This window comes from Micromonospora sp. NPDC047756 (genome assembly GCF_055587245.1).
In genome coordinates this window covers 306,205-327,109 of record NZ_JBVJGQ010000005.1, presented here as the reverse complement: position 1 = coordinate 327,109, position 20,905 = coordinate 306,205, and the positions used below count along the sequence as shown (strand labels likewise).

The 20,905-nt window shown below is 71.9% G+C and carries 21 protein-coding genes; 12 read left to right on the top strand and 9 right to left on the bottom strand.

The window, feature by feature from the left end:
* The first annotated feature begins 55 nt into the window (after window positions 1-55).
* A complete protein-coding gene (gene ilvC, locus ACZ6NZ_RS18160) occupies window positions 56-1,069 on the top strand; it encodes a ketol-acid reductoisomerase (protein ID WP_366608188.1) in 1,014 nt (337 codons plus the stop codon).
* Window positions 1,070-1,457: 388 nt separating this feature from the next.
* Window positions 1,458-3,056: a phosphoglycerate dehydrogenase gene (gene serA, locus ACZ6NZ_RS18155; RefSeq protein WP_112582056.1), complete on the top strand. Its 1,599-nt coding sequence runs from the start codon at window positions 1,458-1,460 to the stop codon at window positions 3,054-3,056.
* 75 nt (window positions 3,057-3,131) lie between these two features.
* On the opposite strand, the gene ACZ6NZ_RS18150 is transcribed toward serA, so the two are convergent.
* Both ACZ6NZ_RS18150 and ACZ6NZ_RS18145 read right to left on the bottom strand, forming a co-directional pair.
* Entirely contained in the window at window positions 3,132-3,488 is a 357-nt protein-coding gene (locus ACZ6NZ_RS18150) for a hypothetical protein (protein WP_366608189.1), read from the bottom strand.
* A 309-nt stretch (window positions 3,489-3,797) separates the two neighbouring features.
* The gene (locus ACZ6NZ_RS18145) at window positions 3,798-4,640 is read right to left on the bottom strand and encodes an FAD:protein FMN transferase (protein WP_465859113.1); all 843 of its coding nucleotides are present in this window, start codon (window positions 4,638-4,640) and stop codon (window positions 3,798-3,800) included.
* Window positions 4,641-4,868: 228 nt separating this feature from the next.
* On the opposite strand from ACZ6NZ_RS18145, the gene ACZ6NZ_RS18140 reads away from it, so the two are divergent.
* Complete coding sequence (locus tag ACZ6NZ_RS18140; protein WP_112582053.1) at window positions 4,869-5,900, top strand: 3-isopropylmalate dehydrogenase; 1,032 nt, start codon at window positions 4,869-4,871, stop codon at window positions 5,898-5,900.
* 143 nt (window positions 5,901-6,043) lie between these two features.
* Complete coding sequence (locus tag ACZ6NZ_RS18135) at window positions 6,044-7,141, top strand: branched-chain amino acid aminotransferase (RefSeq protein WP_465859111.1); 1,098 nt, start codon at window positions 6,044-6,046, stop codon at window positions 7,139-7,141.
* 51 nt (window positions 7,142-7,192) lie between these two features.
* Here the strand turns inward: ACZ6NZ_RS18135 and ACZ6NZ_RS18130 are convergent, their stop codons facing one another.
* From ACZ6NZ_RS18130 to ACZ6NZ_RS18115, 4 genes are all read right to left on the bottom strand, one after another.
* A complete protein-coding gene (locus ACZ6NZ_RS18130; protein WP_465859109.1) occupies window positions 7,193-7,963 on the bottom strand; it encodes a tyrosine-protein phosphatase in 771 nt (256 codons plus the stop codon).
* Between the two features lie 55 nt (window positions 7,964-8,018).
* Entirely contained in the window at window positions 8,019-8,477 is a 459-nt protein-coding gene (locus tag ACZ6NZ_RS18125) for a PRC-barrel domain containing protein (protein WP_355005300.1), read from the bottom strand.
* A 91-nt stretch (window positions 8,478-8,568) separates the two neighbouring features.
* Window positions 8,569-9,099, bottom strand: a complete 531-nt coding sequence (gene ahpD, locus ACZ6NZ_RS18120) for an alkylhydroperoxidase, AhpD family (protein WP_465859107.1) — start codon at window positions 9,097-9,099, stop codon at window positions 8,569-8,571.
* A gap of 2 nt (window positions 9,100-9,101) precedes the next feature.
* A complete protein-coding gene (locus ACZ6NZ_RS18115; protein ID WP_366608195.1) occupies window positions 9,102-9,290 on the bottom strand; it encodes a hypothetical protein in 189 nt (62 codons plus the stop codon).
* A gap of 317 nt (window positions 9,291-9,607) precedes the next feature.
* On the opposite strand from ACZ6NZ_RS18115, the gene cimA reads away from it, so the two are divergent.
* Window positions 9,608-11,191 carry a citramalate synthase gene (gene cimA / locus ACZ6NZ_RS18110; protein WP_366608196.1) on the top strand — a complete coding sequence of 528 codons (1,584 nt, stop codon included), beginning with the start codon at window positions 9,608-9,610 and terminating at the stop codon, window positions 11,189-11,191.
* A gap of 179 nt (window positions 11,192-11,370) precedes the next feature.
* Here the strand turns inward: cimA and ACZ6NZ_RS18105 are convergent, their stop codons facing one another.
* Window positions 11,371-12,357, bottom strand: coding sequence for an endonuclease/exonuclease/phosphatase family protein (locus ACZ6NZ_RS18105; RefSeq protein ID WP_465859486.1), 987 nt, complete (start codon window positions 12,355-12,357; stop codon window positions 11,371-11,373).
* 341 nt (window positions 12,358-12,698) lie between these two features.
* On the opposite strand from ACZ6NZ_RS18105, the gene ACZ6NZ_RS18100 reads away from it, so the two are divergent.
* The 7 genes from ACZ6NZ_RS18100 to arfB all read left to right on the top strand — a co-directional run bounded on the left by ACZ6NZ_RS18100 (window position 12,699) and on the right by arfB (window position 18,409).
* Window positions 12,699-13,205, top strand: a complete 507-nt coding sequence (locus tag ACZ6NZ_RS18100) for a hypothetical protein (protein WP_465859105.1) — start codon at window positions 12,699-12,701, stop codon at window positions 13,203-13,205.
* A gap of 441 nt (window positions 13,206-13,646) precedes the next feature.
* Complete coding sequence (locus ACZ6NZ_RS18095) at window positions 13,647-14,696, top strand: AAA family ATPase (protein WP_465859103.1); 1,050 nt, start codon at window positions 13,647-13,649, stop codon at window positions 14,694-14,696.
* Complete coding sequence (locus tag ACZ6NZ_RS18090; RefSeq protein ID WP_465859101.1) at window positions 14,693-15,706, top strand: DUF58 domain-containing protein; 1,014 nt, start codon at window positions 14,693-14,695, stop codon at window positions 15,704-15,706. Before ACZ6NZ_RS18095 ends, ACZ6NZ_RS18090 begins: the two co-directional genes overlap by 4 nt.
* A complete protein-coding gene (locus ACZ6NZ_RS18085; protein WP_366608200.1) occupies window positions 15,703-16,662 on the top strand; it encodes a VWA domain-containing protein in 960 nt (319 codons plus the stop codon). The genes ACZ6NZ_RS18090 and ACZ6NZ_RS18085 overlap by 4 nt, the downstream gene beginning before the upstream one ends.
* A gap of 38 nt (window positions 16,663-16,700) precedes the next feature.
* Window positions 16,701-17,555: a S1C family serine protease gene (locus tag ACZ6NZ_RS18080; RefSeq protein WP_366608201.1), complete on the top strand. Its 855-nt coding sequence runs from the start codon at window positions 16,701-16,703 to the stop codon at window positions 17,553-17,555.
* 97 nt (window positions 17,556-17,652) lie between these two features.
* Window positions 17,653-17,949 carry a hypothetical protein gene (locus ACZ6NZ_RS18075; RefSeq protein ID WP_210786404.1) on the top strand — a complete coding sequence of 99 codons (297 nt, stop codon included), beginning with the start codon at window positions 17,653-17,655 and terminating at the stop codon, window positions 17,947-17,949.
* A 34-nt stretch (window positions 17,950-17,983) separates the two neighbouring features.
* The gene (arfB, locus tag ACZ6NZ_RS18070) at window positions 17,984-18,409 is read left to right on the top strand and encodes an alternative ribosome rescue aminoacyl-tRNA hydrolase ArfB (RefSeq protein ID WP_366608202.1); all 426 of its coding nucleotides are present in this window, start codon (window positions 17,984-17,986) and stop codon (window positions 18,407-18,409) included.
* A gap of 74 nt (window positions 18,410-18,483) precedes the next feature.
* Here arfB and ACZ6NZ_RS18065 read toward each other — a convergent pair whose 3' ends face one another.
* Together ACZ6NZ_RS18065 and ACZ6NZ_RS18060 are read right to left on the bottom strand one after the other, a co-directional pair.
* A complete protein-coding gene (locus tag ACZ6NZ_RS18065; protein WP_465859099.1) occupies window positions 18,484-19,350 on the bottom strand; it encodes a 3-methyladenine DNA glycosylase in 867 nt (288 codons plus the stop codon).
* A 35-nt stretch (window positions 19,351-19,385) separates the two neighbouring features.
* Window positions 19,386-20,861: a hypothetical protein gene (locus ACZ6NZ_RS18060; protein WP_465859098.1), complete on the bottom strand. Its 1,476-nt coding sequence runs from the start codon at window positions 20,859-20,861 to the stop codon at window positions 19,386-19,388.
* Window positions 20,862-20,905 lie beyond the last annotated feature (44 nt).

Here is a 20,905-nt window from a genome sequence, read left to right as displayed (position 1 = left end):
CATCCGCACAGACCACGACGGGCCGCCCCGGCCGTCGTACGAAAGGGAAGTTCTCATGAGCGTTGAGGTGTACTACGACGACGATGCCGACCTCGGCCTGATCCAGGCGAAGAAGGTCGCGGTGATCGGCTACGGCAGCCAGGGCCACGCCCACGCGCTGTCGCTGCGCGACTCCGGCGTCGACGTGGTGATCGGCCTGCCGGAGGGCTCGAAGAGCCGCCCCAAGGCCGAGGAGCAGGGCCTTCGGGTGCTCACGCCGGCCGAGGCATCGGCCGAGGCGGACGTGATCATGGTGCTCGCACCGGACACCGCCCAGCGCAAGATCTATGCCGAGTCGATCGAGCCGCACCTGGCCCCCGGCAAGGCGATCTTCTTCGGCCACGGCTTCAACATCCGGTACGGCCTGATCAAGCCGCCGGCCGAAGTGGACGTGGCGATGGTCGCGCCGAAGGGACCCGGCCACCTGGTCCGCCGCCAGTACAGCGACGGCAAGGGCGTGCCCTGTCTCGTCGCCGTCGAGCAGGACGCCAGCGGCAACGCGCTCGCGCTCGCCCTCGCGTACGCCAAGGGCATCGGCGGCACCCGGGCCGGCGCGATCAAGACCACCTTCACCGAGGAGACCGAGACCGACCTCTTCGGCGAGCAGGCGGTGCTCTGCGGCGGCGCCTCGGCGCTGGTGCAGACCGGTTTCGAGGTGCTCACCGAGGCGGGCTACGCCCCGGAGGTCGCCTACTTCGAGTGCCTGCACGAGCTGAAGCTGATCGTCGACCTCATGTACGAGGGCGGCATCGCGAAAATGCGCTACAGCATCTCCGACACCGCCGAGTACGGCGACCTCTCCCGCGGCTCGCGCATCATCGACTCCCGCGTCAAGGACGAGATGCGCAAGATCCTGGGTGAGATCCAGTCCGGCGAGTTCGCCCGTGAGTGGGTCGCCGAGGACGAGGCAGGCCGGCCCAACTTCACCAAGTGGCAGGCCGAGGGTGCGGCGCACCCGATCGAGGAGACCGGCAGGAAGCTGCGCGGCATGATGAGCTGGGTCGACCGCCCAATCACCGAAACCGCCTGACAGCACGCCCACGCTTTCCCTCTGACGGCCCCGGGTCGCGCTCTCCCCAGCGCAACCCGGGGCCGTCAACAGTGCCCTCACTCTGGCCCTCACCCTCACCCCCGTCGATCTTGCACTTCCGCATCTCGATTTGCGGGGCGGTGCCCCTTAGGTCGCGACAGAAAGTGCAAGATCGCGGGGAGGGGCGCGTTTCGGTGCGGTGAACGGCTGATGGCCGGGCTGTGAGGGCACTCACCCCGAAGACCGGAACACGCCGACCAGCGAGGCCCCTACGATCGCCTGTAGGTGCAGCAGCCGGCACCTGACGGCCACGGCACGGATCAGCGCAGGGCGCAGTGCGGCGCCCCGCCGCCCGGGCCGATCGCATACACGACCTCTACGAGGACCGATGAATCCTGTCGTACTGATCGCCGAAGAACTCGCCCCCGCCGCCATCGAGGTGCTCGCCCACGACTTCGACGTCCGTCACGTCGACGGCACCGACCGTCCGGCCCTGCTCTCGGCGCTCTCCGAGGCCGACGCCGTCATCGTGCGCAGCGCGACCCAGATCGACGCCGAGGCGGTCGCCGCCGCGCCGCGCCTCAAGGTGGTCGCCCGGGCGGGCGTCGGGCTGGACAACGTCGAGGTGCCGGCCGCCACCGCGCGGGGCGTCATGGTCGTCAACGCGCCCACCTCCAACATCGTCTCCGCCGCCGAGCAGGCCGTCGCGCTGCTGCTCGCCGTCGCCCGTAACACCGCGAGCGCCAGTTCCGCGCTCAAGGCGGGGGAGTGGAAGCGGTCGAAGTACACCGGCGTCGAGGTACAGGGCAAGACGGTGGGCGTGGTCGGGCTCGGTCGTATCGGGGTGCTCTTCGCGTCTCGCATCGCCGCGTTCGGCACCCGGCTGATCGCGTACGACCCGTACATCCAGCCGGCCCGCGCGGCGCAGCTCGGCGTCCGCCTGGTCGGCCTGGAGGAGCTGCTGCGGGAGAGCGACTTCATCTCCATCCACCTGCCGAAGACGCCGGAGACGGTGGGGCTGATCGGTGAGAAGGAGCTGGCGCTCGTCAAGCCCGGCGTCCGAATCATCAACGCCGCCCGTGGTGGGCTGGTCGACGAGCAGGCGCTCGCGGACGCGATCGCCGAGGGTCGGGTCGCCGGCGCCGGCGTCGACGTCTACAGCAAGGAGCCGTGCACGTCGTCGCCGCTGTTCGCCTTCGACAACGTGGTGGCCACCCCGCACCTGGGCGCCTCCACCCACGAGGCGCAGGACAAGGCCGGTCTCGCCGTGGCCAAGAGCGTCAAGCTGGCGTTGCAGGGCGAGTTCGTTCCGGACGCGGTGAACGTGCAGGCCGGCGGTGTGGTCGCCGAGGACGTTCGGCCGCTGCTGCCGCTGGCGGAGAAGCTCGGCCGGGCGTTCACCGCGGTCGCCGGTGGGGTAGCCGCCAGCGTCACGGTCGAGGTTCGCGGTGAGATCGTCAGCCACGACGTGTCGGTGCTCAAGCTCGCCGCCACCAAGGGCCTGTTCAGCTCCGTGGTCGAGGAGCAGGTCACCTATGTCAACGCCCCGCACCTGGCGGCCGAGCGTGGCGTCGAGGTCACCCTGGCCACGCTGGCCGAGACGGCCGAGCAGCCGACCCTGGTCACGGTACGCGGCGCGCTGCCGGACGGCCGGACGGTCAGTGTCTCCGGCACTGTCACCCACTCCGGCGCTCGGGACGTGCTGAAGCTGACCGAGGTGGACGGCTTCGACGTGGAGATCGGTGCGGAGGGCATCCTGCTCTTCCTGCGCTACGCCGACCGGCCCGGTGTGGTCGGCACGGTCGGTACCCTGCTCGGCGAGTCCGGCATCAACATCGCGGCCATGCAGGTGGCTCGTCGGGAGGCGGGCGGTGAGACGCTGATGACGCTCACCGTCGACCAGGCGCTCGGCGCCGACCTGCTCACCTCGGCCGCCGAGTCGATCGGCGCCACGGCGGCCAGCGCCGCCGACCTGCGCGACGAGTAGTAGCCGACGAACACCGTGGGGGGCCTGGCGATTCGCCGGGCCCCTCGTCATTTCCCGTTCGTGCCGCCGGTCAGGTCAGCCGGGCAGCCGCGCCGGCGGCGGGTAGACCGAGCCGTCCTGCGGGTCGAAGAGCATCAGCCCGTGCTCGCCGGCCAGCCGCTCGATGTCCAGTAGCACCTGGTCCGCGCAGGTCGGGTGCAGATTCAGCTCGACGTGGTCGTGGGCCGCGTGCAGCGGTGCCACCGCCCAGGGGCTGTTCGGGCCGGGGTGTCGGTCCGGATAGGAGGCTGTGATCGCCCGGTAGAAGCTGACCACCCGCGGATCGGGGTAGCGGTCCACGTGCCGTCCCTGCCGGCAACCGTTGACCGCTGTCCGCACGTCGTCGGGTGTCGCCCCGTCCTCCAGGGCCCACACGCTCAGATCGAAACTCACGGCGGATAGCGTGCCATCCGTCGTTCATCATGTCGAAACTGCCTCGCCGCCGGTCAACCACCGATTACCGCAGTCCCCGGTCAGGACGGTCCGGTGTGGAGACTCTTGCGTCGAGTTGCGTCGATTCGCTAGCGTACGCACTGCGGTCACTGGCCGAGTTCGAGGCGCCGGCCCGTCTTCGGGTGGCGCGGTCGACGTCCGGCCCGACCGGTCCGCACCCCTCGGTTGTGCGAGCCACGCGCACTCGTCGCTGATCGGCCCCCACTGTCGTTGCCGAGACCGTGGGGGCCGATCGCTACTTCGGTCCGCTCAGCGACGGTGGGCGAAGAGCGCGCGATAGTCGGAGTTGCCCCGGAACCACGCCAGGCCGGTGGGGCCTGCGGCGTAGAGCGCTGTGGCGTAGGCGTCGGCGATTGCCAGGTCGGGGCCCACCACTGTGGCGGCGACGAGGTGATCGGCCGGCTCGCCGGTGTGTGGGTCGACCACGTGCCCCTGCCGTCCGCTGACCCCGGAGGTGCCGACCGCGCCGGCGGTCATCTCCAGCACCAGCGGCGCCCGTTCGGGTGCGGTCGGGTGGTGCACCGCGACCCGCCAGGGACCGCCGTGCGGCGCGTGGCCCCGGACGACGAGGTCAGCGCCGGCGAGGACGGCGTAGTCGTGGATGCCGGCGTTGCGCAGTCGCTCGGCGGCCCGTTCCACAGCCCAACCGCCGAGCAGGCCGCTCGGGTCGAAGCCGCCGGGCACCGCCCAGGCGTCGAACCACCCGTCGGTGGCCGCGCGCATCGCGGCGCAGCGGTCCACCAGGTCGGCCAGCGGCGGGTACGACTCCGGGCTGATCTCGCCCCGGCGCAGTCGGGAGACCAGGCTCTCCGGCCGGTTGGGACCGTAGGTGAGGTCGATGGCGCGCAACTCGGCGACGCTGTCCCGCAGCGCCTCGCCCACGCCCCGGCGGCCGAGCCACTCGGGGGCGTTGAGCAGCAGGGTGTACTCGCCGGTCGCGGTGCGTACGGCGTGCTGCACCGCGATCCGACCCTCGGTGGCGGCGGCCGGGTCGATCCGGTGCCGACGGCTGCCGAGTCGAAGGTCCGGCCGGCGGTTGCGGAACGCGGACGTGTCCGGCCAGCGGGTCCGCGGCTGCTCGTCGATGCGCATCGCATCTGCCCCCTCGCACATGGTGCCGCGTCAGCGCGACCCCGTCGGTCAGCAGGCCCCCGCGACCCACTGAGCACTACCGTAGGCAGCGGAGATGACCGCCCCATGAGTCCCAGCTGAGAGGGTGCTGTGCATCGGGGAATCCCAGATCGTGGACGCCGCGTACCGGGAGGCGGGACAGCGACGTACCGTTGCCCGAACGGAACCGTTGAGCAGAGGAGTGCGGTCGTGGCGCGGATCGCGGTGGTGGCCGGAGATGGCATCGGGCCCGAGGTGGTCGCGCAGGCCCGCAAGGTCCTCGACGCGGTGCTGCCCGACGTGCAGGCCACCGAGTACGACCTCGGCGCCGCCCGCTGGCACCGTACCGGAGAGGTGCTGCCCGACTCGGTGCTGACCGAGTTGGCCGGGCACGACGCGATTCTGCTCGGCGCGGTCGGTGACCCGACGGTCCCGCCGGGCGTGCTGGAGCGCGGGCTGCTGCTCAAGCTCCGTTTCGCCTTCGACCAGTACGTCAACCTGCGCCCGTCCCGGCTCTGGCCCGGGGTCGCCGGCCCGCTGGGCAACGTGAAGCCGGGCGAGGTCGACCTCGTGGTGGTACGCGAGGGCACCGAGGGTCTCTACGCCGGTGCCGGTGGTTCCCTGCACCGGGACACCCCGGCCGAGGTCGCCACCGAGGAGAGCCTGAACACCCGGCACGGCGTGGAGCGGGTGATCCGCGACGCGTTCGCCCGCGCCGGCCGCCGCGAACGGCGCAAGGTCACCCTCGTGCACAAGACCAACGTGCTCACCCACGCCGGGTCGCTCTGGGCGCGTACGTTCGACGCGGTCGCCGCCGAGCACCCGGACATCGAAACCGAGTACCAGCACGTCGACGCGGCGGCCATGTTCCTGGTCACCCAGCCGCAGCGCTACGACGTGGTGGTCACCGACAACCTCTTCGGCGACATCCTCACCGACATCGCCGCGGCCGTCACCGGCGGCATCGGGCTGGCCGCCAGCGGCTGCATCAACCCCGAGGGGGCGTACCCCTCGATGTTCGAGCCGGTGCACGGCTCGGCGCCGGACATCGCCGGGCAGGGCATCGCCGACCCGGTCGCCGCGGTGCTCTCCGCCGCGTTGCTGCTGGAGCAGCTCGGGCACAGCGAGTCGGCCGCTCGAGTCAACGCGGCGGTCGCCGCCGAGCTGGCCAGTCGTGTGCCGGGCGTCACGCTGCGTACCGAAGAGGTCGGCGACCGGCTCGCCGCCCACGCCGTAGCCTGATCACCCCGGCCCGCGCGGCGACCGGCCTGCCGCAGGCGGCCCGACCGGCGTTACCCGCTGAACGAGCGTTCGGGGTAAGTTTCTGGCACAGCCATGTCGGTGTGCGGTCCCGCATGCCGTTGTCCCGCAGGGAGGTCAGCGCGATGAGCGGTGGTGACAAGCTCGACTTCGAGATCCGTCCGAATCTCGCGCCGGTATCCGCCGCCGATCGGGCCGCACTGTTGACCAACCCGGGGTTCGGCCGGGTCTTCACCGACCACATGGTCACCGTCCGCTACGCCGACGGCAAGGGCTGGTACGACGCCCGGGTGGAGGCCCGAGCCCCGATCCCGATGGACCCGGCCAGCGCGGTGCTGCACTACGCGCAGGAGATCTTCGAAGGGCTCAAGGCGTACCGCACCGCCGACGGCGGCGTGACGATGTTCCGGCCGGACGCCAATGCGGCCCGCTTCGCCACCTCCGCACAGCGGATGGCGATGCCGGTGCTGCCGCCGGACGTGTTCGTCGACTCGCTGCACAAGCTCATCGAGATCGACCGGGAGTGGATCCCCACCGGCGAGGACGGCAGCCTCTACCTGCGGCCGTTCATGTTCGCCAACGAGGTCTTCCTCGGCGTCCGGCCGGCCAACGAATACCTCTACATGGTGATCGCCTCACCGGTCGGGGCGTACTTCACCGGTGGCGTCAAGCCGGTCACCGTCTGGGTCTCCCCGGACTACACCCGGGCCGCGCCCGGTGGCACCGGCGCGGCCAAGTGCGGCGGCAACTACGCCGCGTCGCTCGCCGCCCAGGCGGAGGCCATTGAGGCCGGCTGCGACCAGGTCGTCTTCCTGGACGCGGTGGAGCGCCGGTTCGTCGACGAACTGGGCGGCATGAACGTCTTCTTCGTCTACGACGACGGCACGGTGGTCACCCCACCGTTGACCGGCACGATCCTGCCGGGCATCACCCGCGACGCCGTCCTCACGCTGGCCGCCGGGGCCGGACACCAGGTCGAGGAGCGGCCGGTCAGCTTCGCCGACTGGCAGGCCGACGCCGCCAGCGGACGCCTGAAGGAGGTGTTCGCCTGCGGCACCGCAGCGGTGGTCACCCCGATCGGTGGGGTCCGCTTTCCGGATGGCGAGTTCCTCATCGGTGGCGGCGAGCCCGGTCAGGTCACCATGGCCCTGCGTCAGCAGTTGGTCGACATCCAGCGGGGCAAGGCGGCCGACCCGCACGGCTGGGTGCAGCGGGTCTTCTGATTCCCGTCGCCGCGCCGGCCCGTCCACCCGGACGGGCCTGCGCGGTCGGCTCTACGCGTCGCCGGGCTGCGCCTCGGCCGGCTCGTCGAGCAGGTGGTCGCGCAGCGCGGCGAGCTGCTCCTCGGTCACCCCGGCGTGGCGCAGGTACGCCTCGACCGAGCCGTGCCCCGCGCGCAACTCGTCGAGGAAGATCTGCATCGCCTCCGCGGGTGAGCTCAAAAACGGCGCCGGCACGTTCACGCCGCCCGGGGTGACGGAAGCCAGCCAGGCGCTGTACCGGGCCGACGCCACACTGCTCAACGCGTAGTCCGCGGTGATGTCCGCGTCGTCGACGCCGAGCACTGCGAGGGTCAACGCGCACACGATGCCGGTGCGGTCCTTGCCGGCGACGCAGTGCACCACCACCGGGGCGTTGGCGGAGTCGGCGATCAGGCCGACCGCCTCGGCCAGCCCGGCGGTGCCGGTCTGGGCCAGGTCGGCGTACCGGTCCGCGAGGTAGCGGGCCAGGCTGGCGCCCTCCTCGTGCGGCGTACCCGACCAGTCGGCGTGCTCCGGGTGGATGTTCCGGTAGGTCAGTCCCTGGTACTCCGGCACCCGGCCGTCGCGCTGCACCTCGGTCGGGCGGCGCAGGTCGATGACGGTACGGATCCCGATCGCGGCGAACGCGTCCCGGTCCTGCTCGGTGAGGCGGTGCAGCGAGTCGGAGCGGTAGAGCCGACCTCGGCGTACCGACCGGTCGTCGTGGCCGAGGTGGCCACCGACGTCGCGGAAGTTGAAGGTGGCGGGGAGCGAGAGCGGGGGGTTGTTCTCGGTGACGTCCACGCTCACACGGTAACGGCCGGTGGGACAGTGCCCCACCGGCCGTCGGGTCGAACAGTCAGCGTGCGGTGCCGGGCGGGAGCGCGCCGTACGTCTCGTCGTAGTAGCCGCCGAGCTGATCCCGGTAGCTCGGGTCGCTGTGGCTGGTCTCGTCGTACTCCGGGGCGGCCTTGATCTGGTCCTGGGTCCGGTCGACGGAGACGGTGCGCTGGTCGTGGTCGACCTGGTTGACGGTGCCGGCCGGCAACATCACCTTCTTGCCGAAGATCCAGGGCCCGGTGTCCACGACCAGGTAGCTGCCGCCCACCTCGTGACTCGCGCTGTCGATCTTGCCGATTCCCCCGTCGGTGGCCTCGACCTTGTAGCCGACCAGGTCGACGTCGGCCACGCCGGCCTGGTCCCGGTAGCGCCAGGGGTCGAACGTGCCGGCCGGCGCACCGCCGGGCACCGCGCCCTGGTCGCCGCCGCGCAGCGGGTCCGGCCCGGCGTGGGTGGCGTGCGGATCGATCCTGTCCATGCCGTTCGCTCCTGACTGTCGCCGATCGTCTGCCGTAGCTGTGTGCGTCCCCCGCAGGAGCTACCCGGCCGTCGGGGGCCGGAAACGGCGATCAGGCCAGTGCGGTCTCGGCGTCCAGGGTGATGGCCGCGGCGTGCACCACGGCCGAGATTCGCAGGGCGTCGTTCAGCTGCTCCCGGCTGAAGCCGCTGCCGCGCAGCTTCTTCTCGTGCAACGTCAGGCACACTTCGCAGCCGGTGATGGCCGACACGGCGAAACACCAGAGCTCGAAGTCGCCCTTGTCCACTCCCGGCCTCGCGATGATCCGCATCCGCAGTCGGGCCGGCATCGAGGCGTACCGCTCGTCGCCGATCAGGTGCTTGGCCCGGTAGTAGATATTGTTCATCGCCATGATCGCCGCAGCGCCCTTGGCCGCCTCGACACCCTCCGGCCCAAGGTGTCCGAGCGCCTCGGCTGCGATCTCCCGCAACACCACCGGGTTGCGAGCGGTCACCGCACAGGCCAGCGCGACGCCCCAGGTCTGCGGCGGAGTCAGCGCCGAGGAACCGATCGTGGCGTCCAGGTTGAGCCTGATGTCGTTGGCGTACTCCGGCAGAGCTGCCCTGATCGCGTCCAGGCCCATGGTCAGAACCCGGAGGTCTCGTCAGCGATCCCCGCCGGGCTGATGGAGGTGAAACCCATCGGCCCGACGAAGACCACACACCACGTGCCCTCGTGGGACGTGTGGTTGACCGCCGTGGACGCGTTGTTGGCGCCCAGCGATACACAGGCGGCGAGGCCGTGCTCAGGTAAGCGGTCACTGACGGTGAGCACAGGTCCTCCTTGCAGATGGCACGGTGGCCATCATCGGATCCGTTCCCGATGCTTCCGCACGGCTGTTTCCCCCGATGCGTGGGCTGGGTGGCGTGTGAAGCCGATCACGAGCGGCGGTCCGGGGCGCACGAACCCTCCGTCACCATCCCGCTATATGGATTGTTCCTCCCACATTCGGGGCGGGGGTGGCAGAGTGGCCATCGTGACCAGCACCGCCCTGATTATTGCGACCTAGCGCGCCGGCTCTCCCCTCTGCCGAGCGCGCAGACCTCCCGCATCCGCGGGAGGTCTTTTTGTTGCTCCGAGAAAGGATCCTGATGACGTTCCAGGTCTTCGACACCACGTTGCGCGACGGCGCTCAGCGCGAGGGGCTCACCTACTCGGTGGTCGACAAGCTGGCCGTGGCCCGGCTGCTCGACGAGTTCGGCGTCGGCTTCATCGAGGGCGGCTGGCCGGGCGCGGTGCCCAAGGACACCGAGTTCTTCCGCCGCGCCCGCACCGAGCTGGACCTGCGGCACGCCGTACTCGTCGCGTTCGGCGCCACCCGCAAGGCCGGCGTCGCGGTCGCGGACGACCCCCAGGTACGCGCCCTGCTGGACGCGCAGACCCCGGCCGTGGCCCTGGTCGCCAAGGCCGACACCCGGCACGTCGAGCGCGCGCTGCGCACCACCGGCGCGGAGAACCTCGCGATGATCCACGACACCGTCGACCACCTCGTCCGCGAGGGTCGCCGGGTCTTCGTCGACGGCGAACACTTCTTCGACGGTTACCGGCACGACCCCGCGTACGGCGCCGCCGTGGTGCAGACCGCGCTCGCCGCCGGCGCCGAGCGGATGGTGCTCTGCGACACCAACGGCGGCATGTTGCCGTCCCAGGTGACCGCCGTGATCCAGGACCTGACCAACAGGCTGGGGATCGACGCCGGGCTGCTCGGTATGCACGCCCAGAACGACACCGCCTGCGCGGTGGCCAACACCATCGCCGCCGTGGAGGCGGGCGTCCGCCACGTGCAGGGCACCGCCAACGGGTACGGCGAGCGCCCCGGCAACGCCGACATCTTCGCGGTCGTCGCCAACCTCCAACTCAAGCTCGGCATGCCCGTCCTACCGGAGGGCTGCCTGGCGCAGATGGTGCGGGTCTCGCACGCCATCGCCGAGATCGCCAACATCGCCCCCGACACCCACCAGGCGTACGCCGGGGCCGCCGCCTTCGCCCACAAGGCGGGGCTGCACGCGAGCGCGATCAAGGTCGACCCGTTGCTCTACAACCACGTGGACCCGTCGGTGGTGGGCAACGACATGCGGATCCTGGTCACGGAGATGGCCGGTCGGGCCAGCGTCGAGCTCAAGAGTCGTGAGCTCGGCCTGGACCTGGCCGCCAGCCCGGACGCCCTGAACCGGGTCACCAAGCGGGTCAAGGAGCTGGAGGCGGGTGGCTGGTCGTTCGAGGCGGCCGACGCCTCGTTCGAGCTGCTGGTGCGCTCCGAGATGCCGGAGGGCAGCCCGGCCCGACCGTTCACCCTGGAGTCGTACCGGGTGTTGGTCGAGCACCGTGAGGACGGCGCCGTGGTCTCCGAGGCGACCGTCAAGATCCGGGTCCGCGGTGAGCGGGTGATCGCCACCGCCGAGGGCAACGGCCCGGTCAACGCCCTCGACGAGGCGCTGCGGGTGGGGCTGGCGCGGCACTATCCGCAACTGCGCGACTTCGAGTTGGCCGACTACAAGGTGCGGATCCTGGAGGGCAGTCACGGCACCGGCGCGGTCACCCGGGTGCTGCTGGAAACCTCGAACGGCAACGGCCGCGACTGGACCACGGTAGGCGTCCACCCCAACGTGGTCGAAGCCAGCTGGCACGCCCTGGTAGACGCCCTGACCTACGGCCTAGCCCCCACCCCCGTCTAACCCCCACCCCACCCCCGTCCCCGCCCCTCGCCCCCGCCCCGCCCCTCGCCCCCGCCCCCCGCTCTCGCCGATCTTGCACTTTGTGTCGACCTTATGCGGCTTTTGTCGCTGATGCCGGGACAGAAAGTGCAAGATCGGCGGGGTGGGGCGGGGGTGGGGCGGGGCGAGGGGGGTGGGGGTTAGGGGGTTTGGGGGAGGGTGAGGGTGGCTTGGAGGGGGCGGTGGTCGCTGTTGGGGAGGGTCAGCACCTGCACGGAGCGGACCGCTATCCGGTGGTCGACCAGGACGTGGTCGATGGTGACGGGTGGAATGAGGTCGCCGTCGTACGGGCCCCAGGTGCCGGTCAGACCCTGCCCTGTCGCGTCGGCGGCGTCGACGTAACCGCTGCGCAGCAGTGCCCGCAGTGGACTGTGGTCGAGGGTCGCGTTGAAGTCTCCGGCGAGGATCCGCAGGCCACCGTCCGGGGTGGCCGGTGGTTGGGCGGTCAGGTCGGCACGCCAGGCACCCACCTGGTCCAGCGCGTACGGTGCCGAGGGGTGGGCCGACTCGACGCGGACCGGGGGCCCGCCGGGGACGGACACCGTCGCGTACGCCTGACTGAAGCCCCAGCCGTCGAGGTTGCGTCGGACGCCGCCGTCGGTGATCGCCCACCGTGAGTAGAGCCCGGAGCCGGTGGTGCCGATCTCGGGGTTGAGTTGCCGGTGCGGCAGCAGCGTGGCGAGACCGAGTTGATCCAGGGCGGCCTGCGCGTCGGGCGTGAACTCCTGCACGGTGAGCACGTCCACCTGGTGTCGCCGGATGAGCTCCACCAGTGTCCGTGCGTCGCCGGCGCCGGCCAGCAGATTGGCGGTGAGCAGCCGAACCGTCGGCCCGGCCGCTGCCGGCTGCGGGTTGGCCAGCGCCCGAGGTGCGACGGCACCGAGCAACGCCACCGCCGCCAGGGCCGCGACCGCCGCCGGCCACCAGCGCCGCAGGGCGAGCGTGAGAGCCAGGACCAGCACGCTGACCCCCGCGACGTATGGCGTGAACGCGAGCGCCTGCACCAGCGGCCCCCGGTCCAGGCCGACCAGTCGGGCTACCGCCCAGAGGGCGGTGGGTACGACGGCAACCCAGCAGAGCGCAGTGCCGAGTCGGGCGTTCCGGTGCGCGGTTGGCGCGTCGACGATCACGAAGATGATCCTAGTAGGGCCCGGCGAAACCATTTCATGAATGGTGATGCGCTCACATTTCATCATTGTCTGACGGTTGGTTGACACCCCGGAAAAGCGAGATCAACTATTGACTGGTGGCTTTTTCCGGTGCTACGTTCCATCTGGCTTAAACGACGCAACTCTGAGTAGTAACAGCAGCTCAGAGGGGATGTAGATTGCTGAGAAATCAATCTCGTCGGGTGTGAGCAAGGCAGCTTTCCCCCGCCTAACTGTCGTCGTACGCCTATTTGTTGGCAGTCATCCGTCCCGCCCCGCGGGTCGGCCGAATTCGCACGCTCACACAAGGGGGACCTGTCATGAGCACATCCTTCCGACGTAAGGTGGCGGCGGTCACGTTCGCTGTCCTGGGGCTCAGTCTCGCCGGCGGGGGCATCGCTATCGCCCAGCCGTCGGCGAAGGCGCCGCAGGAAACGGTCCAGCCGGCCCGCGGCACGAACTCCCAGCCGCCGGTCAGCGCCGAGTCGGCGCGTCTCGCGAAAGCCGCGCTGAAGGCGAACGCGGCCACCCCACTGGTGGCCACCAACGTCTACACCGTCGTCAACTCCAACGGCACCAAGGCGCGCGGCACCGGCACCGTGGTCAAGTACGGCGTCGGGGAGTACGAGGTGATCTTCGGTCACAACGTCTCGGCCGGTGCCTTCCTGGCCACCCTGTCCCTGTCCGGCTCCTGCTGCATCCCGCCGGGCGGCGAGGTCTCGGTCGCCCCGCGGTTGCTGACGCCCAACGCGGTCTTCGTGCAGACCCGCAACTCGGCCGGGGTGCCGGCCAACCTGGGCTTCACCCTGCTCACCCACACACCCTGACCGACCCGACATCCGGCCCCCGTCGCATCCGGCACGGGGGCCGGATTCTGTCCGCTCAGCGCCGGCCGCTACCTCGGCCGGCCTGGCCGGGTAACGCGATCCACTCGGCTTTCGGTAACTCGGGGTGTCCCGATCATGCGGACGCCACGACTTCCCTGAAACCGAGCGGATCGGCCCGCTCATCGGCGTCGCTGTCGACCCGGGTCAGCTCCGCGTTGCCGTCGGCGACGGCAGCCTCGGCGAGATCGGCGAGGGCTGTCCTCGACCGGTTCGTGCCCGGTAGGGCATCCGGCGGTTGGTCACCTGCCGGTTGTGCGCTCCTCGGCGGGCTCGCGACGGTCGTCACCCTTGCGCGCGGCTCATCCCCGTTCCGGCCACTCCGGGCCGGTCCGGGCCGCACAATCCCACGTTTGCCGGACGTGTGCCCGGGAAGCAAGCACCGTGACGGACATCTCGGACACCCTGGCCAGCATGCCCAGCCCGGTCGATCCGGAGCCGACCGGCATCGAGCTGGAACAGACCCTCTTCGAGGTCAAACGCGTGATCGTCGGGCAGGATCGCCTCGTCGAACGCCTGCTCACCGCCCTGGTCGCCAACGGACACTGCCTCCTGGAGGGGGTGCCCGGCGTGGCCAAGACACTGGCCGCGCAGACCCTCGCGACGGTGGTCGGCGGCACCTTCTCCCGGATCCAGTTCACCCCGGACCTGGTGCCCTCCGACATCGTCGGCACCCGGATCTACCGGGCGTCCAAGGAGACCTTCGACATCGAGCTGGGCCCGATCATGGCCAACCTGGTGCTGGCCGACGAGATCAACCGGGCCCCGGCCAAGGTCCAGTCGGCGCTGCTGGAGGCGATGGCCGAACGGCAGGTCTCCATCGGCGGGCGCAGCTGGCCGGTGCCGGAGCCGTTCCTGGTGCTGGCCACCCAGAACCCGATCGAGTCCGAGGGGGTCTACCAGCTCCCGGAGGCGCAGCGTGACCGGTTCCTGATGAAGGTGGTCGTCGACTACCCCAGCGACGCCGACGAGCTGGCCATCCTCTACCGGATGAGCACCGACCGACCGACCCCGCGCCAGGTGCTCGACGCCCAACGGCTGCGGGACCTCCAGACCCACGCCGAGCGGGTCTTCGTCCACCACGCGTTGGCCGAGTACGTGGTGCGGCTGATCCTCGCCACCCGCGACCCGGGCCGGTTCGGGCTACCGGAGATCGCCCCGCTGTTGGCGTACGGGGCCAGCCCCCGAGCAACCCTGGGCCTGGTCGCGGCGGCCCGGGCGCAGGCTCTGCTGCGAGGGCGGGAGTACGTGCTGCCCGAGGACATCCGCGAACTGGCCGTCGACGTCCTCGCCCACCGGCTGGTGCTCTCCTTCGACGCGGTGGCGGACGGGGTGACGGCCGAGAGCGTGGTGCGACGGCTCGTCGAGGCGGTGCCGCCACCCCGGCTGGCCACCGGACACCCGCAGCAGACACCGGATCTGGCGGCGGCATGAGACGCGCCACCGCCGCGCCGGCCGACCCCGGCCTGGCCGAGCTGGCCCCGGACCAGCGCCTGCGTCGCCTGGAGCTGACCGTCACGCGCCGGCTGAATGGCCTGCTGCACGGCCAGTACCGTGGACTGCTGCCCGGTCCCGGCAGTGAACCCTCCGGCAGTCGCGAATACCGGCCGGGCGAGGACGAGGTGCGCCGGATGGACTGGGCGGTGACCGCCCGGACCGCCGTCCCGCACGTCCGGCAGGTCGACGCCGACCGGGAGCTGACCACCTGGCTGCTCGTCGACGGCAGCGCCAGCATGGAGTTCGGCACCGCCGAGCTGGACAAACGGGAACTGGCGGTGGCTGCCGTCGCGGCGGTCGGTTTCCTGACCGCGGGCGTCGGCAACCGCCTCGGCGCGCAGGTGCTGCGCGCCGACGGGGTCCGCCGCTTCCCGGCCCGCAGCGGGCGTACCCATCTGCTCTCCCTGCTCCGCGCGCTGCTCGCCGCCCCCCGGGCCACCGCGCCCACCGGCCGGCCGGCGCGAGTGCCGGCGACCCGACCGCCCGACCTGGCGGACGGGCTCGACGCGCTGCACCGGATCGCCAACCGGCGTGGGCTGGTCGTGGTGGTCTCCGACTTCCTCGACGGCCTGCCCGACGACGCCGCGCAGGCAGCACCCTGGGAGCGGACCATGCGCCGGCTGGCCGTCCGGCACCAGGTGCTGGCGATCGAGGTGACCGACCCCCGGGAGCTGGAACTACCGGACGTCGGCCTGATCACGCTCGTCGACCCGGAGACCGGTCGACACCGTGAGGTGTGCACATCGGACCGTGGGCTGCGCGAACGGTACGCCGAGGCCGCCACCGCCCAGCGCGAACAGGTCCACCAGGCGCTGCGCCGCAGCGGGGCCACCCATCTGCCGCTGCGCACCGACGGCGACTGGAGCGCCGACATCGTCCGGCACGTGCACGCCCAGCGTCGGCTGGCCGCCGCGCCGGTCGGCCGGCCCCGGGGAGGTGCCGCGTGATCTGGCAGTCGCCGCTGCGACTCTGGCTGCTGCTCGGCGTGCTCGCCCTGGTCGTCGCGTACCTGGTGCTGCAACGGCGACGCAGCCGGTACGCGGTCCGCTTCACCAACCTGCGGCTGCTGGACCGGGTGGCGCCGGAGCGGCCCGCCTGGCGCCGGCACGTACCGGCGGGGCTCTTCCTGGCCATGCTGGCGCTGCTCGTGGTCGGCTTCGCCCGGCCGAGCGCCGAGGTGCGGGTGCCCCGGGAACGGGCCACGGTGATGGTGGCGGTGGACGTCTCCACGTCGATGCTCGCCACCGACGTCGAACCGGACCGGCTGGCCGCCGCCAAGGAAGCCGCCCGGCGCTTCGTCAAGGGCCTGCCCGACGAGTTCAACGTCGGTCTCGTCGCGTTCGCCGGCAGTGCCGCCGTACTGGTGCCGCCGAGCACCGACCGGGACGCCCTCGACGAGGGGATCGACCGGCTCGCCGAGGGCATCACCGGCGTCCAGGGCACCGCGATCGGCGAGGCCATCAACACCTCACTCGGCGCGGTCAAGAGCCTCGACAGCGAGGCCGCGAAGGAGACCCCACCCGCCCGGGTCATCCTGCTCTCCGACGGTGCCAACACCTCCGGTATGGACCCCATGGAGGCGGCCGCGGAAGCGGTGAAGGCGGAGGTGCCGGTGCACTCGATCTCGTTCGGCACCCCGTCCGGGTTCGTCGACCGAGGTGGACGGCCCATTCAGGTGCCGGTGGACGGACAGACCCTCAGGGCGGTCGCCGAGGAGACCGGCGGCATGTTCCACGAGGCCAGCACCACCGACGAGCTGCGCGCCGTCTACGACGACATCGGCAGTTCGGTCGGCTACCGCACGGAGCGGCAGGACATCTCGGCCCGCTTCATCGGCCTCGGACTGGTGTTCGCCATGGGCGCCGCCGCCGGCTCGATGCGCTGGTTCTCCCGGCTGCCCTGACCGCCGCGCACCACCGACGTCGACAGTGAGGAGTACGCATGGCAGTGCAGACCGGACTGGGCGAACCGCGCGGTCCCTGGTTCATCTCACCGGAACTCGACCCGGACGGGCGCGGGTGGTGGGACGCTCCCGAGCGCGACCCGGGCGGGCGACGGCCCGGGCGGCTGTTCACCGTGTTGGCCGTGGTGGCGGTCTCGGCCGTCTCCGGTGCTCTCGCCGGCGGCGTGGTGGCCAGTCGGGACGGGGCTGGTGGCCCGGCCGCGGCGTCCGCCGCTCCGGTGCCGGCCGAGCTGGTCACCGCTGCCGCGCGGACCGTGCCCGGGGTGGTGTCGGTGCTGGCCGGCGGCGCGAGCAGCGGATCCGCGACCGGCTCCGGCTTCGCCGTGGACGACCAGCAGCACCTGATCACCAACGACCACATCCTGGCCAAGGGCGGCGGCGGACCGGTGACCGTCGAGCTGCCCGACGGCCGCCGGTTCGCCGCCGAGGTGGTCGGACGGGAACCGCGCAGCGACCTGGCGGTGCTGAAGGTGCCGGCGTCGGCCGGTCTCACCCCGCTGCCCCTGGCCAAGCCCGGCGCGACCCGGGTCGGTGAGCCGGTGCTCGCGGTCGGTTCGCCGCTCGGTCTGGCGGGGACGGTCACCGCCGGCATCGTCAGCGCGCTCGACCGGGAGGTGCGGCTCGGCAACAACCGGCACACGGCGGTGCAGACCGACGCGTCGATCAACCCCGGCAACTCCGGTGGGCCACTGGTCAACGCGCGCGGGGAGGTGGTCGGGGTGAACACCGCGATCGCCACCATCGATGGAAACGGCTCGATCGGCATCGGGTTCGCCATCCCGATCGACCAGGTGCAGCAGACCGCCGACACGATCATCGGCAAGGGCGGCTGAGCTGCGCGAACGCCCCGACGGGGCCAGCACTGTCGGATATCCGGCCGGACGGCATCGGACAATGGAAATATGACGCTCGGTATGGATACTGGCTGAGGTGGAGCGTCCTCTTCTCACGGTCCTCCTGCTGGTGGGCCTGGTCATCGGATGTGCAGTGGGGTCGGCGTACGCCCGGGCACGGCGTGGGTGGAACGATTACCAGACCGTCAAGAAATCGGTGCCAGGCGCTCGCCGTGGCGCCTGGTCACTGATCCGCGGCGTCGTCGTGAAGGCCGCGGTCATCGGGGTGCTGCTCTTCGGCGCGGTGGCGTACGCGGCCGTCGGCTCCGACGAGGAGACCGCTGGGCCCGCGCCCAGCCAGTCCCCGACGCAGAGTGAGCCTCCGCACCGATGACCCCCGGCAGGTCGTCGCGGGTTAGCCTCGGGACGTGGACGACGGACTGCGGGTGACCGACCGGTGGGTCGTCCCCGCCGGGGAGCTGCGGGAGCGCTTCTCCCGCTCGTCGGGGCCGGGCGGGCAGGGCGTGAACACCGCGGACTCCCGGGTCGAGCTGAGCTACGACCTGGCCAACTCGCCGACCGTGCCCGAGTGGCTGCGGTCGCGGGCGCTGGCCCGGCTGGCCAACCGCCTCGTCGACGGGGTGCTGACGATCGCCGCCAGCGAACACCGGGCCCAGTTGGCCAACCGGGAGGCGGCCCGGGCCCGGATGACAGCTCTGCTGCGGGAGGCCGCCGCGCCCCCACCGCCGGCCCGCCGTGCCACCCGCCCGTCACGCGGGGCCAAGGAACGCCGACTGGCCGAGAAGAAGCGCCAGTCCCAACGCAAACGAGATCGCCGCGCCGACGACGACTAGCCCGGCCGGGGCAGACAGTGACAGCGCCGCGCGGACGACCGGGCCGCTCTGGGACGGCGCCGCGCCGACGACGGCTAGGCCCCGACGGCGGCGAGCAGCCGATCACGCAGGAGGGCGGCACGCTCGGCGAAGCCGCGCTGCGCCGCCGCGTACTCCGCCCGGCCGTCCGGAGTCTCCACCCGCACCGGCGGGTAGCCGAGGGCCGCCAGGTCGTACGGGCTGGCCCGCATGTCCAGCGTGCGGATGTCCCGGGCCAGGTCGAACGCGTCGGCCACCAGCTCCGCGGGGACCAACGGCGACAACTTGTACGCCCACTTGTAGAGATCCATGTTGGCGTGCAGGCAACCTGGCTGCTCGTGCGCGTGCTGCGTCTCCCGGGTGGGGGTGAGCAGGTTCAGCGGGCGGGCCGGCGGCGTGAAGAACCGGAACGCGTCGAAGTGGCTGCACCGCACGCCCCGCTCCTCGACGATCTCGGCGGTGCGTTCCGCGCTGAGCCGCAGCGGCCAGGCGTTGTGCCGCAACTCCTCCCGGGTCTGCCGGTAGACCATCGCCCACTCGTGCATCCCGAAGCAGCCGAAGTGCGGCGCCCGTCCCCGGGTCGCCTCCAGCAGCGAGCGGATCCAGGCGATCGACTCCCCGCGCCGCGCGCGTACCCCCTCGGTGTCGAGGGTGACCCCGGCGGTGCCGGCGCGGTAGTCGCGGCCGAACTCGGCCGGGTCGGCGTCCCGTAGCTCGACCCCGGGCCCCGGATGCCAGCGCCGCAGCTGGGCCGGGCGGTGCGAGTAGTAGGTGAACAGGAAGTCGGCCACCGGATGCCGCTCACCGCGTCGTCGCCGGGCCAGGTGCGGGGTCAGCCAGACATCCACCCGCTCCTCGTGGGCCCGCCGGCGGGCCTGCCACTGCGCCGCGTCGAGCACGGCGGGGGCGAGGGCGGCGGTCACGCACCCCAGGGTACGACCGCCGCCCGCGCACCCGGTCAGGGCATCTGCACCCGGACGCCTGCGGAGAACACCCCGCTGCGCAGCTCCAACTGCTGGGGCGGGTCCCGCCCGTCGACGGTGAAGACCAGCGGGAGCACCATCCGGGTGCCCGCCGCCATCGGGTCGGCGAAGACGTCCCGACCCAGGTTCGCCGTCCGGGTGGCCGACTCGTCGGTGCTCACCCAGCGCCCACCGGGCAGGTACGCCCGTTGCAGCTCGCTGTGCCAGGGCTGGTGGTCGCCGGTGACGTTGCGCACCCCGACGGTGGCCTCGCAGCGTCGCCCGTCGGCCGGTGCGACACCGCCGCCGGCGGCCTTTCCGGCGGTGCCGGGCGCGCCGCAGGTCATCCGGTAGACGGTGAACTCGAACGCCGACTCGCGCAGCGGCACTCCCATCGCCCCGGCGACCCCGGTGCCCACCCACGCGCCGCTGGTGGGCTGCTTCTGTGTGTCGATAGCCGAGACCTGCCGGGTCGCCGTCCAACCCGCGGTGCCGACCACGCCGGCGAGCACCACCACGGCGGCACCCACCACCATCCAGACCGGCGGGGTACGCCGACGCCGCACCGGACTCGGGGCTGCCGGCCGGGGATAGACCGTCCCGCGACCATCCTCGGCGCCGCCGCCGGTGGCGAGCGCGGCAGCCGTCACCCGACGCCCGCGCCGACGTCGCCACACCCAGACCAGGGTGGCACCGATCAGCAGCAGGACCGCCAGTCCGGCGAGCAGCACCGGGTAGCGACGCCACGGCGGTGCCTCGCTCACCTCGGCCGCCGGTGCCGCTGCCGCCTGCCAGGTGGCCGTGGCGCAGTCGTACGGCCGGCTGCCGTCACTGGTGAACGCGCAGGTCGGCGCGGTCAGCGGCCGGCCCGGCGCGGTCGCCGCGAGCGCGGTGCCCAGGGTGGTGGTGCTGTGCGCGGGCAGCCGCAGCCGCCAGGTCACCTCGGTGGCCGATCCGCCGGCCGGGGTGGACCGGCCACCACCGCTGATCGCGGTCGTCGACGAGCCGGGCGGCAGTTCCTGACGCACCGTGGTCTCCAGCGGCGAGTTGCTCACGTTGCGCACCTGGATCCGGTACCTCGGTGCCGCGCTGCTCTCCGTCGCGACCGCCACGGTGACCTGTTGCGGGGGCGCCGAGGCGGGTGCCCGGGTCGGTGGTGCCATCGCCGGTGGCGCCGAGGGTGGGGTGGGCTCGGTCACCCGCGCGACCATCGCCACCGGCGGCCGGGTTCCCACCGGTGCTGGTGTGGCGGCCGGTGGTGCCGTGGCGGCCGGTGGTGCGGCGGCCGTCGGTTCTGGCGTGGCGGCCGGTGGTCGGTGCGCGGCCGCCGGTGGTCCTTGGGTGGCGGCCGGTGGTCGTGGCGTGGCCGCCGCCTCCGGGGCCGCCGTCGGCAGGGCCGGCACGGCGGCGAGGATGCCGAGGCAGTGCACGAACACTGCGAGGGCTCTGTGGTGTCGTGTCGATGCAGGCATACGAACGAACCTCCGGAGCCGACGCTAGGGGCCAGCCGGCTCCG